We start from the raw sequence: 14,622 nt of genomic DNA, 5'->3' as shown, positions 1-14,622 counted from the left end.
GCCAAAAAGTTAGTAGTGGATGCGAGGATCAATCCAAGCATTGAGCAAGTCAATGAGAATACTGGCAGCGACCACAATCACCGCGAAGAACACCACAATCCCCTGCACGGTCGGATAATCCCGTAGTGTAATGGCTTCGTAGAGTCGCTGGCCCAGCCCCGGCCAAGAAAACGTGACCTCTGTCAACACTGCTCCCCCCAAGAGACTCGCAAGGGTCAAGCCCAAAACGGTAATCACAGGGATTAAGGCATTCTTGAGGGCATACTGAATGAGAATGCGATGTTCAGGGATGCCACGGGCACGGGCGGCCTCGACATAATCAGCGACGAGGGTTTGCTTGAGATTGACCCGCACCATCCGCTCAAAGATGCCACTCAGGACAATTGCCAGGGTGAGGGCCGGCAGAAGCAAGTAGGTAAACGCAGTTCCCAGTTGCTGAAGATTGCCATTTAGGAGCGCATCAAGCATGTACAGCCCAGTGGGGCCTTGGGGGGGTGTTTCGGTGATGGGGTAGCGGCTGCCCAAGGGAAGCCAACGCAAATTCACCGCAAAGAGTAGTTGCAGGAGCATCCCGAACCAAAAGAGGGGCAAGGCATAGGTGATGATGCCAAAGAGACGGCCAGCCATATCCCAAGCAGTTCCGGATTTAACCGCAGCGAGACTGCCGATGAGCACTCCTAAGCCAAAGGCGATCGCCAGACTGACGAGGCTCAATTCTGCTGTGGCCGGAAAATGCTTGGCAATGATACTAGTGACTGCTTCCCCTTGACTGGTGAGGGAGGTTCCCAGATCAAATTGCAGAAGCTGCCCTAAATAATTCAAGTATTGCTGCCATAGGGGTTGCGCCAAGCCCAATTGTTGCCGCAAGGCCTCCTTTACAGCCGCCGGAGCACGGGGGCCTAAAATCGCATCCACGGGATCTCCTGGCGTGGCTCGCAGCAGCAAAAAGACGACGGTGACAATTGTCCACAGCATGAGTGGCGCAAGTAAAAGTCGCAGGAGCAAGTACCCCAGCAATGCACGCAGACGAGACATCAACAGCTCGAGTTATTCTTGGGTTGGGTTTGCTGCTCGCTGGCGATCGCGCTCAATTGAGGCCAAGAGGCGCTTCGGATAGCTATCTGCTGCAATTTGCAAAATCTGATCAAGGGGGGTCTCATGCATAAACTTGCTGGCAGCAGCAATGTACTTGCGGTTAGGACAGCGATCGCCCAAAACACAGCCATTGACACAGGCCTCTGCACAATTGATGGTTTCTGGCGTTAGTTCACTCATGGCAGCTCTCCGAGGAATTTTTCAAATTTTAGCAAGGGGAAGCCAAACGAAAATTGGCAATGATGACCATGCCCCTTAGGCTAGAATCATACTGGCAAGGGAAGCGTTGGTTAGGAGGCAAAATGCGCAAGAAATGGATCACCCTGTTCGTGTTGCTATTAGGGATGATTCCCTTCATTGCCATTTCTGTGATGCCTCTGCTCACTAGTGCCTTTACGCCACCCCAAGCTACCCCAAGTCCTATGGCTAGTCTTGCCGCTGGGGACAAAGTTGTAGAGCTGCAAGCCCAAGAAAGGGGCTATCAATTGGTGCTGGAGCGGGAACCTAACAATGCCACAGCATTAGAAGGCTTAGTGCTGGCGCGGTTGCAGCTGATTCAACTGGGCAAAGGAGAGATCGCCAGCATCATTGACCCCCTGCGGCGGTTGGCGGCTCAGCGACCCGAACAAACAGACTATGCCATTCTCCTAGGGCAAGCGCAACAACAAACGGGCGATCGCGAGGGGGCTGCCCAAACGTTTCAAGGGGTTCTGGCTAAATCGCCGGGGAACCTCAATGCCCTGCGGGCTCTGGTGGATCTCTACCTCAAGGAAAATCGTCCTCAAGCTGCCATTGGTCTGATTGAAGAGACCCTCCAAGGGTCAGAGCAAGCCAATAAACTCCAACCGGGGAGCGTGGACGTGACGGCGGTGCAACTCCTCCTTGGCGATGTCTATATGACTCAAAAACGGTATGATGAGGCGCTAACCCTTTTCCAAAATCTTGGCAAAGAAAATCCCAACGATTTTCGCCCAGTGCTTGCCCAAGCGATGGCACTGACGGAACAGGGGAAAAAGACCGAGGCGGCTTCCCTCTATGCTAAAGCGGTGGAATTAGCTCCTGCCAAGTATAAAGATGCCATTCAGCAGGCGGCTCAGAAGGCTCAGCCTTGAAAAACACCTCGGAAGTGGCTGGCAGTCGACTGAGGCGTAAAACCAAGACCACGGTCCAAGATCATTAGATTGGCTCATATCTCCCTATGTCCAACTAGTCAATTGTCCAGAACTGAAGAAAGACGAACCGTAGTCTGGATCTGTAGCAATACTTGAGAGAAGAGCGCTACAGCCTTGGGAAGCTATTAGGCTTTAGGTTTCCCTACTCTGTAGAACAATTCGGCAACTCTGGGGCCCCAAACCTGAAGAGAATATTGACTTTCCACTTTGCGCCTTCCAGCAAGCCCCATTTCGACGCGCAAAGATGGGTTTGCGATAAGGGTTTTGAGCGCCTCTTGCCACTCGGCAGGTGTACTTGCCAGAAAACCGTTAACCCCATGTTCCACAATCTCACAGTTAACCCCAATCGGTGAAGCGACAACAGGCAGGCCGCAGGCCATATACTGGATCAGCTTGTAGCCACATTTGCCGCGCGCCCAAGGCGTGTCGGTTAGGGGCATGATCCCAATGTCCATCGCTTGGATGCGTGCCACTTCCTCTTCCTCCACCCAAGGGATGATGTTGACTAGGGGATGTAGATCGGGCAAAGCATGGCTACCAATCACATGTAGCCGTGCCTTAGAGTCATGAGCAATGGCCGTCAGAAGCGGCACTATCGGCTTTAGATCGTTGTTCCAAGTGCTGGGGGAACCGATCCAGCCAATCACCACCTCCCCCTGCCGAGCTTCCAGCGGTTTCGGTTGATAGCGAGTGATATCTACGACGGTCGGTACAGTCTCAACCCAGGGTGCACCGGCCACCAGGGCCCGGTCTGCCAGATAGCGATTGCCGGCCATCACTAGCGCCGATCGCGCCATGACCTTGTCGATCTTGTGTCCGAGTAGGTGGCGGACAAGGACACTGTGGTGCTGATCGTAACGATGGAAAAGTGCGTCATCGTAATCGGTAACCACGGGCACCCCTTTCGGCATTAATGCATGCTCGACAAGGGCCGGTACCCACGGCAGCGCCTCCTTTTCAAGCCAGATCACATCCGCATTCCGGGACCGAATTAAATCCCGCAGTCGGCGTGCATAGCTGCGAAAGGCAGCTCCGAAGCACAAGGTTCCGCCATAAAGCCCCCGAAGATAACGATTGTCCAGCAAGGGATTAAAACAGGTTTCGATGCCATGCTCGGCCAATATCGGGGCAAACTGCATCATCCGCAGCCGGCTAGAGGCTCCCATTCGGCTATACCGCGTCAGCACTTGCAGTCTCATGCCCATCGTTCCCGCCACGCCTGCCACATCAGAATAATCCACAGGCGATGTGTCCAGTCACGCTGGCCTGAAAGGTGTTCGGTCCAGGCTTGTCGCACTGGGATAGGATCGATCAGCCCGTCGCGCCGCAGGGCATCCTCAGATAGTAGTTCTTCAGCCCAACCGCGCAATGGGCCACGCAGCCATTCGCCAATCGGGATACCAAAACCAGTTTTGGGCCGCTCGATCAACGCCGGTGGCACATACCGATACAGGATCTGCCGCAGTGCCCATTTCCCCTTGCTATTGCGGAGCTTCATCCGCATTGGCAAACGTGCAGACACCGCAAGAACATCAGGGTCAAGGAAGGGCGCACGGGTTTCGAGACTTATTGCCATGGCTGCCCGATCTACTTTGCACAGGATGTCATCGGGCAGGTAGGTGCGCATGTCCTGCACCATCATCCGAGCCACAGCATCCTGGGCAACTGCTGCAGGCAGAGGATCGTCGAGTAGAGTCGGCGCAGTATGATCCAGACCAATAACCAGTCGCTCACCTGGCCATTCTGACACCAGGCTGCAGTAGAGATTATCCATCGTCTGGACACTGTCCAAACGCTCGGCAAGACGGTGTGCCTTGTCACCTAGGCGCGACACAGGCCTCCCAGCCAGTGCTCCGAGTCTCTCCCAGGACGCGATGGGTACTGCAGTGATTGCCCGCCCTATACCCCGCCGCAGGGGATACGGTATCCAGCTCACCTTAGACCAGATATGCCGCCTCCAGAAATAGCGGTTATAGCCACCGAACAGCTCATCCCCACCGTCGCCAGAGAGGGCAACCGTCACGTGTGACCGCGCAGCGCGGCAAACCAGATGGGTCGGAATTTGCGAGGAATCCGCAAAGGGTTCGTCGTACATCTCCGGCAGCAGCGGGATGACATCACTCGCCTGGGTCTCGGTGACGATCAGTTCGGTGTGGTCCGTTCCCAGATACCGGGCAACGGCCGCGGCAAAGGGGGCCTCATTGAATGCGGGGTTCTCGAATGCGACGGTGAAGGTACGAATCGGGCGCGGCGATTGCGTCTGCATTAGCGCGACGATTAGAGAACTATCAATCCCTCCCGAGAGGAATGCACCGAGCGGCACATCTGCGATCATCTGGCGCCCAACGGCCTGATGCAGCGCCTCCTCAACCTGGACCAGTGCCTGCGCCTCATCGTCGAGCCTATCCTGCGCGCCGGCTTTGATCGTCGCGTTCAGCGACCAATAGCGCCGGATCGACAGAGATCCATAGGTATCGCCTGGCCGCAGCGGCTCTGACGGTGGTGACGGGGGCGGGCAACTGGCAACAGTCAGGATGCAGCCCGGTTCCAGCTTGTAGATGCCGGAGTAGATGCTGCGCGGCGCTGGCACATAGGCAAAGCGCAGGTACTGCGCGAGTGCTTGGGGGCAAAGAGCAGGCCGACACTCTGGATGCTGCCGCAGGGCCTTAAGCTCGGAGCCAAACACCAGCGCGGATCCGGCCCAGCCCCAGTAGAGCGGCTTCTCTCCCATGCGATCACGGGCAAGGGACAAACACCGTTCCTTCCGGTCCCAAAGGGCAATTGCAAACATGCCAGCGGCCTTCTGTAGCGTTGCCTCCAAGCCCCAGTGGGCGATCGCAGCCAGCAACGTTTCGGTATCCGAATGACTGTGCCAGGAGGGTGCTGTGCCCTGAGCCTCCAACTCCCGACGCAAATCGAGGTGGTTGTAGATCTCGCCGTTGAAAACCAAGATATAGCGACTACAGGCTGATTGCATTGGCTGACCACCGGCAGGACTGAGATCCAGAATCGACAGGCGCCGGTGTCCTAGGGCAATACCGTCTTCTGCCCAGATGCCCTCTGCATTGGGACCGCGGTGGATGAGAGTGGCAGTCATTTTCTGGACAAGATTCTGTAGCTCATCTAGGGAGCGATAGGAGCTGTCCAGAATGCCGGTCAGTCCGCACATGGCCTAATTTTCTCTGTTAGCTCAGCATAGAGACACCGATAGGCAGCCGTTCCCGAGGCCAAGGAAAACACCTTCTCAGCAGTGGCACGACAGCGGGCAGCAAGTTGCGGATCACGGAGCAGGGTTTGCAGTTCATCCCAGGCAGCAGCCATCGCTGCGGGTTCTGGGCCGCCGGCCAAGACACCCACGCGGTGCTCGCGAATAATGCTGGCCATGTCCCCCGCCCCCTCATTGGCCACCACCGGTAGGCCGCAACCTAGGATCTCGCCCATGCGCGTGGGGGAACTGCCCAGCTTGCTGAGCCCATCCGTGAAAAACATTACGGAAGCCATCTGTCCCTGCAGCACCTGCGGCACCTGCTCCGGTAAAGCGGGCGCAATCTGCAGGCGATCCCCAAGCTGACCATCCGGATCCAGGGCAGCCCGCACCTGCATCGCGTCATCCCGTGTGGTGATCTGGAAAACCACTTCAGGATCGCGGGCAGCAGCGACTGCCACAAAATTAGCCAGCCAGTCCAGCCGGAACCAGCCACTGAGCACCGTGCCTAGGCAACCGATCACCCGCCGCTCTGGCGGTCGGCCAGCCGGTACGAAACGCGCCAGGTCGGCACAGGTTGGAATCACCGCAACTCGTTGCCTGGCCATCGCTTCAGGATAAGTATGGTGCAGGTATTCCACAGCCGCATGGGTCAGGGACACCACCGCGCCCGCCCGGCGCAGGCAGGCGTGCTCGGCCCAGACAATGGCCCGATGCAGAAATGAGCCGCGCCGCAGCCGACCGGCGGTAATCAGTTCCTCGGGCCAAAGCGCGCGCATGTCGAAGATAAAGGGCACACCCGTCAGGTGCGAGACGAGCAGCGCCACTGCTGCCGGAATATTAGGAGCGCGCATGAATCAGTTGCACGCCCTGTGCCCGCACTTCCCGGTACACCAGCCAGGCCATGCGCAGCATCGACAAGGCCGGCGCAATCACCTTGGGGTGAGGCTGGAATCGCTGCGGCAACCAGCGGATCCCCAGCCGCCGACATTCCGCCCGCATCGCTGCCATACGCGCAGTATCGATCCAGTCTTCCTTTTTTTCATAGGTGATTAACGTGATCTGGTAATCGTGTGCAAGATCGCGCAGGTAGGCGAAGACCTGGCTTTGACCAAGCGGCTCGAGCAGCCCATTGCGGCTCAGGTAGAGAGTAGGAGTCATACCAATTCCAAAACCTCTAAATACTTCCTGGCTGCAACTTCAGGGGCAAAATCGGCTGCGCGACGTTTCAGACTATCGCGATCCACTGGCGCCTGCAGCGCCTCTTCCATGGCGCGGGCCAGCGCCAGCGCATCCCCCGGCGGCACAAGACGACCATATCGCCCGCCCTCCAAGATTTCTGCAGGACCGGATGGGCAATCGGTAGAGACGACTGGCAGACCGAAGGAGAGCGCTTCAACGATGACATTGCCAAATCCTTCGGAGTCGGAAGATAACACAAACAGGTCGGCAGTGGCGTAAAAGGGCGCGGGGTCAGGGTGAAAACCTGCAAAAATCACTCGGTTTGCAATCCCCAGTGCTACTGCCAGTGCCCGCAAGGCAGCTTCCTCCGGTCCCCGCCCCACCAACATCAGTCGGGCTGCAGGGTCTGGCAATGCGGCGAAGGCCTGGAGAAGAAGTGCCTGGTTTTTCACTGGGATTAGATTGGCGACATTTAAGATCCGCGGCCCCTCCGTAGCCCAAAGGGCATGGACAGTACTCAATTGATCGAGCGGGGGAGAAACTGCAGGGTATACCGGGTTATAAATCGTAACAAATTGGTCTGGCGACATCCAGGACAACGCTGCCATCTCGGTACACAGACCCTTTGAGACACCCACACGGGCAGAGGCGAGGCGGTAGCCTAGAACAACTGATGGACGCAAAGCAAGCCGACTGAACCAGTTAAACGACGAGTAAGACGAGTGATACTCCTCCAATAACATGCAATGCTCACTGACCAAGACCTTACCGCGAAATCCGGCGATACGGGCAGCCAGCGGGGCGATCGCCGTCAGGGGCCACATCGCTACCAACAGCGCGTCGGGCTGTCGCTGACGCAGGTACCGGATAAGCGGCAGCATGACATTTCGGCCACGCGACACACCCAGATCGAGGATAGTCCAGTTCCGTTGGGCCTTGGGCAAAAATTCACCCTTGGCTTGCATTAGGACAAATTCGACAGTATGGCCGCAGCAAGCAAACTCCCGCGCCAGGCGCAGACAAACCTGCTGAGTTCCGCCACCGTTCAGGTTGGGAAGGAGAAGGGAGATGGGCATCCTAGGTTACTCCGTTAATTTTTTCCATTTTTCCTGCGATTTTGGGGACCCTATGCCTTGAGGTGAGGTACACAAGCCACTGGGCTAGTCTCAGTCTTCTATATTAACTGTTAATTTATTAATAATAAAAAATAATAATTAATATTAAAAAATAATTAGTAATATAATAATTTATAATATTTGCTCCATGGACCTCTGGAGTTTCTTAAGGTCCGCTAAAACTTCTTGAGAATGAGTAGCCGGATTCACTTTAACAAATCGATCTCGCAATATTCCTTGGGGATCGATAATGAAGCTGTGGCGCAGTGAGACAAAGCCTAACCAAGAGCCATAGGCCTTGCTGACTCGGCCATCGGGGTCAGAGAGGAGGGGAAAGGTCAAGCCTTCACTGTCACAGAAATCTTGGTGGGAGTCCACAGAGTCGGCACTGACGCCAATGACTTCCGCATTGTGAGCATGAAATTGCTCAATGTCCCGCTGGAAGCGCTGGGCCTCAAGGGTACAGCCAGAGGTAAAGTCCTTGGGGTAAAAGTACAGCACCACCCACTTACCGCGATAATCCTTGAGGGAAATGAGCTGACCGTTGACACTGCTGGGAAGAGAAAAGTCGGGTGCTGGGGCATTGAGGGGCGGCAATTCACCCCCGAGGGCCCAACTGGGGGCTGATGGGCTAAGAAACAGGATCAAACTCAAAAGGGCAACAAGGACTGAACGTAAGAACATAGTTAAATCGCTAAACTGGCCTTAGGAACGCATCTAGCTGCACTGTACCCTACTTTTAACGATTTTTCGAGATTTTCGAGGTTGATGCCGTTGCTCTCCGTTGTACAGCTCATGCCCCGTTGGTTGCGCTGGCTCTGTGCTTTGCTGCTGGCCATTGCCCTTGGGGTGGGGCTGTGCCGCCTGATTGCTGAAAGCCTTTGGTTTCATCAACTGGGCTATTTGGTGGTGGTTTGGCAGCGCTGGAGTGTCCAAGCCCTACTATTTCTAGCGGTTGCCGGGGTATCCCAGCTTTTCTATGGCTGGCAGCAACGCTGGCTGCTGCGGCAACGTACGGTGACCCTTGATCCAGTCCTGAGGGCAGAGAGTCCCTATCGGGGGCTGGGGCTGTGGCGGCTTTTGTTGTGTGCTGGCGGTTTAACTTGGCTGCTCATTGTTGCAACCTACCACATTGGGGCGATCGCCCTACAACTGTGGCAACAGCGCTCAGAAATGACATTTAACAGCCCTTTGCTGCCGCAATTGAGTGTTTGGCGGGTGGCGGAGCTATCGCTGCAAATGGTGCAGAATCCTTGGCTACGAGGGCTGAGTTTAGTGGCATTGATACTGGGGCTGTGGTTGCCTGTACCCCTCTTTCAGGGATTGGGCATTCTCTTGAGCCTCGCCATGGGGGCGATCGCCAGCCTCAGTTGGCCAGTTGTCCTCAAGGGACTTTTTGCCGCCAGCGATCCCCATACTGAGCCGCTCTTTCACCATTCCATTAGCTTTTACCTGTTTCAAATCCCCCTGTGGGAACTGTTGCGCCTATGGTTGGTGAACCTCAGTGTTGTCAGCTTAGGGGGAACGACCTTGGGCTATCTCCTTGCCAATGACAGTCTCAGTCATGGCAAATTCCTCGGCTTCGTGCGATCGCAACGGCGGCATTTACAGGGCTTAAGTGCCTTTGTCTTTGGCACAGTGGCCCTTAGCTTCTGGCTAGAGCGCTATAAACTTCTCTACTCGACCAAGGGGGCGGCCTTTGGCGCAGGCTATACCGATGTCACCATACGCCTACCCCTCTATGGTTGGCTCTCGGCCTCCGCCTTTGGCGTTGCCTGTTTGTTGGCTTGGTCAGCGATTCGACGGGGCGGAGAAGGGCAGCGGCGGTTGGGCCCCATTGCCCCTGGCCTCTTTGGCTTTACCTTGGGCTATCTGGTGGTCATCCTGATTGTCGATTGGCTCCTACCCACAGCCATTGAAGCAGCCATTGTTCAACCCAACCAACTGCAACGGGAACTCCCCTACATTCAACGCACCATTACCCACACCCGCGAAGGTTTTAACCTTGAAAAAATGCGGGTGGAACCTTTCCAGCCAGAAAATAACCTGAATGCTGAAATCATTGCTGCCAATGCGGCCACCACCCGCAATATTCGCCTTTGGGATACCCGCCCCCTTCTCGAGACCAACCGCCAACTGCAACAACTGCGCTCCTACTATCGGTTTCCAGCGGCCTTTTTGGATCGCTACTATCTGAAACTGGCTCCTGATCAAGACCAATCAGAAATTCGCCAAGTCCTTATTGCTGCTCGTGAAGTGGACTACAGTGCAGTTCAGCAGTTTGCCCGCAGCTGGATTAATGAGCACCTCGTGTTTACCCACGGCTATGGCTTCACAATGAGTCCGGTGAATACGGCGGAAGCCAACGGCCTGCCCAAATACTTTGTTCGCGACATTGGCGATACGGGTGAGCTACTGGTCAATCCCCCACAGATTCGGGAGAGCATTCCCTTTTTCTACCCACGGATCTATTACGGTGAACTCACCAATACCTATATCTTTGTCCCCTCTGCGGTCCCGGAACTGGACTTTCCGCGGGGGGCTGAAAATGTTTATAACCACTACGACGGCACGGGGGGTGTGCCGATTGCCAGTTGGTGGCGACGCTTGGTCTACAGTGTCTATTTTCGAGATTGGCAACTCCTGTTGACCCCCAACTTGCGGCCAGACTCACGGGTTCTCTTTCGGCGATCGATTCAGGATCGCGTGCGGGCGATCGCCCCCTTCCTGCGCTTTGACAGTGAGCCCTACCTTGTCGTTGCCGATCCCCGCTCTGAACAGGAGATTGCTACTAGCTCGAGCACGGCGGGGGTCAGCTATCTCTACTGGATGATTGATGCCTATACCGTCAGTCGCTACTATCCCTATAGCGATCCGGGGAATCACTCGTTTAACTACATTCGCAACTCTGTGAAAGTGGTGGTGGACGCCTATAACGGCGATATCACCTTTTATGTGGTGGAGCCCGAGGATGTCATGATTCGCACCTGGCAGCGGCTCTTTCCAACCCTTTTTCATCCCTTGAGTACGATGCCCCACCAGCTCTATCGCCACATTCGCTATCCCATTGATCTGCTGCAAGTGCAGTCCGAGCAGCTCCTGAAATACCACATGACCGATCCCGTGGTGTTTTACAACCGCGAAGACCTCTGGCAGATTCCCAAGGAGATCTACCGCGAAAAACCCCAAGCCGTTGCCCCCTACTATCTCATTACCAAGCTGCCCATTGGCTACACAGAGGAGTTTATTCTCCTTGTCCCCTTTACGCCCGTGAATCGTCCTAACCTCATTGGTTGGCTAGCGGCTCGTTCCGATGGCCAGAACTATGGCAAGCTGCTGCTCTACGTCTTTCCCAAGCAAGAACTGGTCTTTGGTCCTGAACAAATGGAGGCGCGGATTAATCAAGATCCCGTCATTTCGCAGCAAATTTCCCTCTGGAATCGCCAAGGGTCAAGATCGGTGCAGGGCAATCTTTTGATTATTCCTATCGAGCGATCGCTCCTGTATGTTGAACCCATTTACCTCGAAGCCGATCAAAATCGCCTGCCCACCTTGGCACGGGTCATCGTCATGGATAATCAGCGGATTGTGATGGCACCCACCTTAGAGGAGGCCCTGAAACAACTCTTTCCGCAATAGGGCCAAAACCAGTGAAGACGCCTATGACTACAGCTGCATACCTCCATTTGCCCTTTTGTCGGCGCCGCTGCTTCTACTGTGACTTTCCAATTACGGTGGTGGGAGATTCTCCGACGCTAGCAGAATCCCTGATTCAAGAGTATGTGGCGGCGCTGTGTCAAGAAATTGCCCACACCCCCACTGAGGGGCTACCGCTGCAAACTATCTTTTTTGGTGGTGGAACGCCTTCTCTAGTCCCACCTCAATACCTTGGCCAACTGCTGGAAGCCCTCGATCGCCAGATGGGCATTGCCCTAGGGGCAGAAATTTCCATGGAAATGGATCCAGGGACATTTCACTTAGAACAATTGCAGGACTATCTCCGGGCAGGGGTAAATCGTGTCAGCTTGGGCGTACAGGCCTTTGACGATGAGCTACTGCAGCTGTGTGGCCGCAGTCACGATGTGGCCGATGTTGAGCGTGCAGTTGAGATGATGCATAGGGCGGGGGTAGCAAACTGGAGCATAGATTTGATTTCGGGCCTGCCCCAACAATCCTTGGCGGACTGGCAATCCTCCCTAGAGCAAGCGATCGCCCTCAAGCCAACGCATCTGTCTATCTATGACCTCATCATTGAGCCAAAAACCGTCTTCAGCAAACGCTATCAACCCGAAGCAGCCCCCCTACCCACCCACGATCAGAGTGCTGCCGCCTATCAGCTTGCTCACGCGATGTTAACAGCAGCGGGCTACGATCACTACGAAATTTCTAACTATGCCCAACCGGGGTTTGCCTGTCGTCACAATCAAGTCTATTGGCGCAATCAGTCCTACTATGGCTTTGGCATGGGCGCCACCAGTTATCTCCAACATCGCCGTCTCAGCCGCCCCCGTACCCGCCGTGAATACTATCAATGGCTGCAAACCTTACCAGAGAGCCTCAATCAAGGGAGTCCAGATTCCTTGTGGGATCGCTGGTTGGAAACCCTGATGTTGGGCTTGCGCCTCAGGGATGGCCTCTCTTTAAGGGCTTTGGCAGCTGAATTTCCTGCGTCCTGGGTTGAAGCCCTACAGGCAGCAGCGGCAAAAATGTCTCCAGAGCTGCTTTCTTGGGCGGGCGATCGCCTGCACTTAACCCAGCCAGAGGGATTTCTAGTGGCTAATCACGTCATTGTCAGTCTTTGGGACGCATTGGAGGGATCGGTTTTCCGCCAACAGAAAGGGCAACCCCTACCGATACACTAGAGGTTGTCTGACCAAGAATACACTCACGGGAAGAATCATGTTGGAACAGGGAACCATTTCAATCCACACTGAGAACATTTTTCCAATCATTAAAAAGTGGCTCTACTCCGATCATGAGATTTTCCTGCGGGAACTGGTCTCTAACGCCGTCGATGCCATCCAAAAGCTGCAGATATTGGCTCGCGCCGGGGAATATCAGGGGGATGTCGAGCATCCAGAGGTAACCATCACCCTTGACAAAGAAAACAAAAAGTTAGCGATCGCCGACAACGGCATCGGCATGACCGCCGAGGAAGTGAAAAAGTATATTACCCAGGTGGCCTTTTCCAGTGCCGAGGAATTTGTGCAAAAGTACAAAGGGGAAGGGGAAAACGCCATCATTGGCCACTTTGGATTGGGCTTTTACTCCGCCTTTATGGTGGCTGAGCGTGTGGAAATTGATACCCTTTCCTACCGTGAGGGCGCCGTTCCTGTCCATTGGACCTGCGATGGTTCCACGGAATTTACCCTTGCCGATGGCCAGCGCACCACTGTGGGCACAACCGTTACCCTGACGCTTCAAGACAGTGAATTGGAGTATCTAGAGCCAGCCCGTATTCGGGAGTTGGTTCGCAAGTACTGTGACTTTTTACCCGTTCCCATTAAACTTGAAGGGGAGCAAATCAATAAACAAATTGCGCCGTGGAAGAGTGCCCCCAATAGCCTGAGCAAAGAGGACTATCTGGAGTTCTATCGCTACCTTTATCCCTTCCAAGAAGACCCCCTGCTATGGGTTCACCTCAATACCGACTACCCCTTCGTGGTGAATGGGATTCTCTACTTTCCCAAGCTGCGCCCCGATATTGATGTCACCAAGGGGCAAATTAAGCTCTACTGCAATCAAGTGTTTGTCAGCGACAACTGCGAAGAGATCATTCCCCGCTTTTTGCTGCCCCTGCGGGGCGTGATTGACAGTAGCGATATTCCCCTAAATGTGTCCCGCAGTTTCCTGCAAAACGATCGCACCGTTCGTAAAATTGCTGACTACATTGCCAAGAAGGTGGGCGATCGCCTCAAGGAGCTATATCGCGAAGACCCCGCTGCCTACGTGCGCCTATGGCAAGACCTTGGCACCTTCGTTAAATTTGGCTCCATCAACGATGAGAAGTTCAAAAAGCAGGTGGAGGACATTCTCATCTACCGCACCACTGCCGAATTGACCTCCAAAGGCAGCGACGACGTTTGGGCCGCTGAGGGGGGCATTCAAGTGGATGGCAAAACCTACACCACCCTCAAACAATACCTAGAGCGCAACCAGGAGCGCCAAGGCAAGCGCGTCTACTACTGCACCGATGAGGTGAATCAAGCCACCTATGTGCAACTGCTCAAGAGTGAAGGGATTGAAGTCCTCTTTATGGACAGTTTCATTGATACTCACTTTGTACCGTGGCTGGAGCGCAACTACAGCAATGTCCAGTTCCTGCGGGTGGATGCGGAGCTGGATGAAACCCTGATTGACAAGAGCAAAGAGAGCGAACTCATTGACCCCACCACCAACAAAACCCGCAGTGAGCAGATCAAGGCCCTCTTTGAGTCTGTGCTGAAAAAGCCAAAGCTGACAATCCGCACCGAAGCCCTCAAGGCCGATGCGCCGCCGGCGATGATCCTACTGCCTGAGAGCAGTCGGCGAATGCAGGAGATGATGGCAATGATGCAGCAGCAAGCCAATGTGCCGTTGCCGGAGGAGCATACCTTGGTTGTCAACACCGCCCATCCCTTGGTGCAAAATCTCCTTCGCCTCAACCAAGGAACGATTATTCAACCCAGCGGCACCTCAGAAACAGGGGCATTGGTGGAAAAGCTGTGTCAGTATATCTACGATTTGGCTTTGATGTCGCAACGGGCCTTTGATGCCAATGGTATGCAGCAATTTACAGAGCGGGCCAGTCAAGTTCTGACCCAACTGACGGCGATGGCCACGCACTAACCTTTGCAGACACGGGAGGTAACCC

At 55.0% G+C, this 14,622-nt stretch carries 12 protein-coding genes; 4 read left to right on the top strand and 8 right to left on the bottom strand.

What is annotated here, in order from left to right; all coding sequences use genetic code 11:
- Positions 1-9 precede the first annotated feature (9 nt).
- Positions 10-1,035, bottom strand: coding sequence for an ABC transporter permease (locus Q0W94_RS10530; RefSeq protein ID WP_297758800.1), 1,026 nt, complete (start codon positions 1,033-1,035; stop codon positions 10-12).
- A 12-nt stretch (positions 1,036-1,047) separates the two neighbouring features.
- The gene (locus Q0W94_RS10525; protein ID WP_297758797.1) at positions 1,048-1,275 is read right to left on the bottom strand and encodes a hypothetical protein; all 228 of its coding nucleotides are present in this window, start codon (positions 1,273-1,275) and stop codon (positions 1,048-1,050) included.
- Positions 1,276-1,397: 122 nt separating this feature from the next.
- On the opposite strand from Q0W94_RS10525, the gene Q0W94_RS10520 reads away from it, so the two are divergent.
- On the top strand, positions 1,398-2,207 hold the full coding sequence (locus Q0W94_RS10520) for a lipopolysaccharide assembly protein LapB (RefSeq protein WP_297758794.1): 810 nt from the start codon (positions 1,398-1,400) through the stop codon (positions 2,205-2,207).
- Between the two features lie 185 nt (positions 2,208-2,392).
- Here Q0W94_RS10520 and Q0W94_RS10515 read toward each other — a convergent pair whose 3' ends face one another.
- The 6 genes from Q0W94_RS10515 to Q0W94_RS10490 form a co-directional block, all read right to left on the bottom strand.
- Positions 2,393-3,409 carry a glycosyltransferase family 4 protein gene (locus Q0W94_RS10515; protein ID WP_297758791.1) on the bottom strand — a complete coding sequence of 339 codons (1,017 nt, stop codon included), beginning with the start codon at positions 3,407-3,409 and terminating at the stop codon, positions 2,393-2,395.
- Positions 3,410-3,462: 53 nt separating this feature from the next.
- Entirely contained in the window at positions 3,463-5,436 is a 1,974-nt protein-coding gene (gene asnB, locus Q0W94_RS10510; protein ID WP_297758789.1) for an asparagine synthase (glutamine-hydrolyzing), read from the bottom strand.
- Positions 5,424-6,326: a glycosyltransferase gene (locus Q0W94_RS10505; RefSeq protein ID WP_297758787.1), complete on the bottom strand. Its 903-nt coding sequence runs from the start codon at positions 6,324-6,326 to the stop codon at positions 5,424-5,426. Before Q0W94_RS10505 ends, asnB begins: the two co-directional genes overlap by 13 nt.
- Positions 6,313-6,633, bottom strand: a complete 321-nt coding sequence (locus Q0W94_RS10500) for a hypothetical protein (protein WP_297758784.1) — start codon at positions 6,631-6,633, stop codon at positions 6,313-6,315. Before Q0W94_RS10500 ends, Q0W94_RS10505 begins: the two co-directional genes overlap by 14 nt.
- On the bottom strand, positions 6,630-7,730 hold the full coding sequence (locus Q0W94_RS10495; protein WP_297758782.1) for a glycosyltransferase: 1,101 nt from the start codon (positions 7,728-7,730) through the stop codon (positions 6,630-6,632). The genes Q0W94_RS10500 and Q0W94_RS10495 overlap by 4 nt, the downstream gene beginning before the upstream one ends.
- Positions 7,731-7,901: 171 nt before the next feature.
- Positions 7,902-8,453 (bottom strand): peroxiredoxin, encoded by a 552-nt coding sequence (locus Q0W94_RS10490; protein ID WP_297758779.1) that lies wholly within the window; start codon positions 8,451-8,453, stop codon positions 7,902-7,904.
- An 84-nt stretch (positions 8,454-8,537) separates the two neighbouring features.
- On the opposite strand from Q0W94_RS10490, the gene Q0W94_RS10485 reads away from it, so the two are divergent.
- Genes Q0W94_RS10485 through htpG form a run of 3 tightly spaced genes read left to right on the top strand, consistent with a single transcriptional unit; the run spans position 8,538 to position 14,597 of the window.
- Complete coding sequence (locus tag Q0W94_RS10485; protein ID WP_297758776.1) at positions 8,538-11,408, top strand: UPF0182 family protein; 2,871 nt, start codon at positions 8,538-8,540, stop codon at positions 11,406-11,408.
- Positions 11,409-11,431: 23 nt separating this feature from the next.
- The gene (gene hemW / locus Q0W94_RS10480) at positions 11,432-12,631 is read left to right on the top strand and encodes a radical SAM family heme chaperone HemW (RefSeq protein WP_297758774.1); all 1,200 of its coding nucleotides are present in this window, start codon (positions 11,432-11,434) and stop codon (positions 12,629-12,631) included.
- A 37-nt stretch (positions 12,632-12,668) separates the two neighbouring features.
- Entirely contained in the window at positions 12,669-14,597 is a 1,929-nt protein-coding gene (htpG, locus tag Q0W94_RS10475; RefSeq protein ID WP_297758771.1) for a molecular chaperone HtpG, read from the top strand.
- The last annotated feature ends 25 nt before the right edge of the window (positions 14,598-14,622 follow it).

It is taken from the genome of Thermosynechococcus sp., from assembly GCF_025999095.1.
Taxonomy (GTDB): Bacteria; Cyanobacteriota; Cyanobacteriia; order Thermosynechococcales; family Thermosynechococcaceae; genus Thermosynechococcus.
This window is presented reverse-complemented; position numbering and strand designations above follow the sequence as displayed.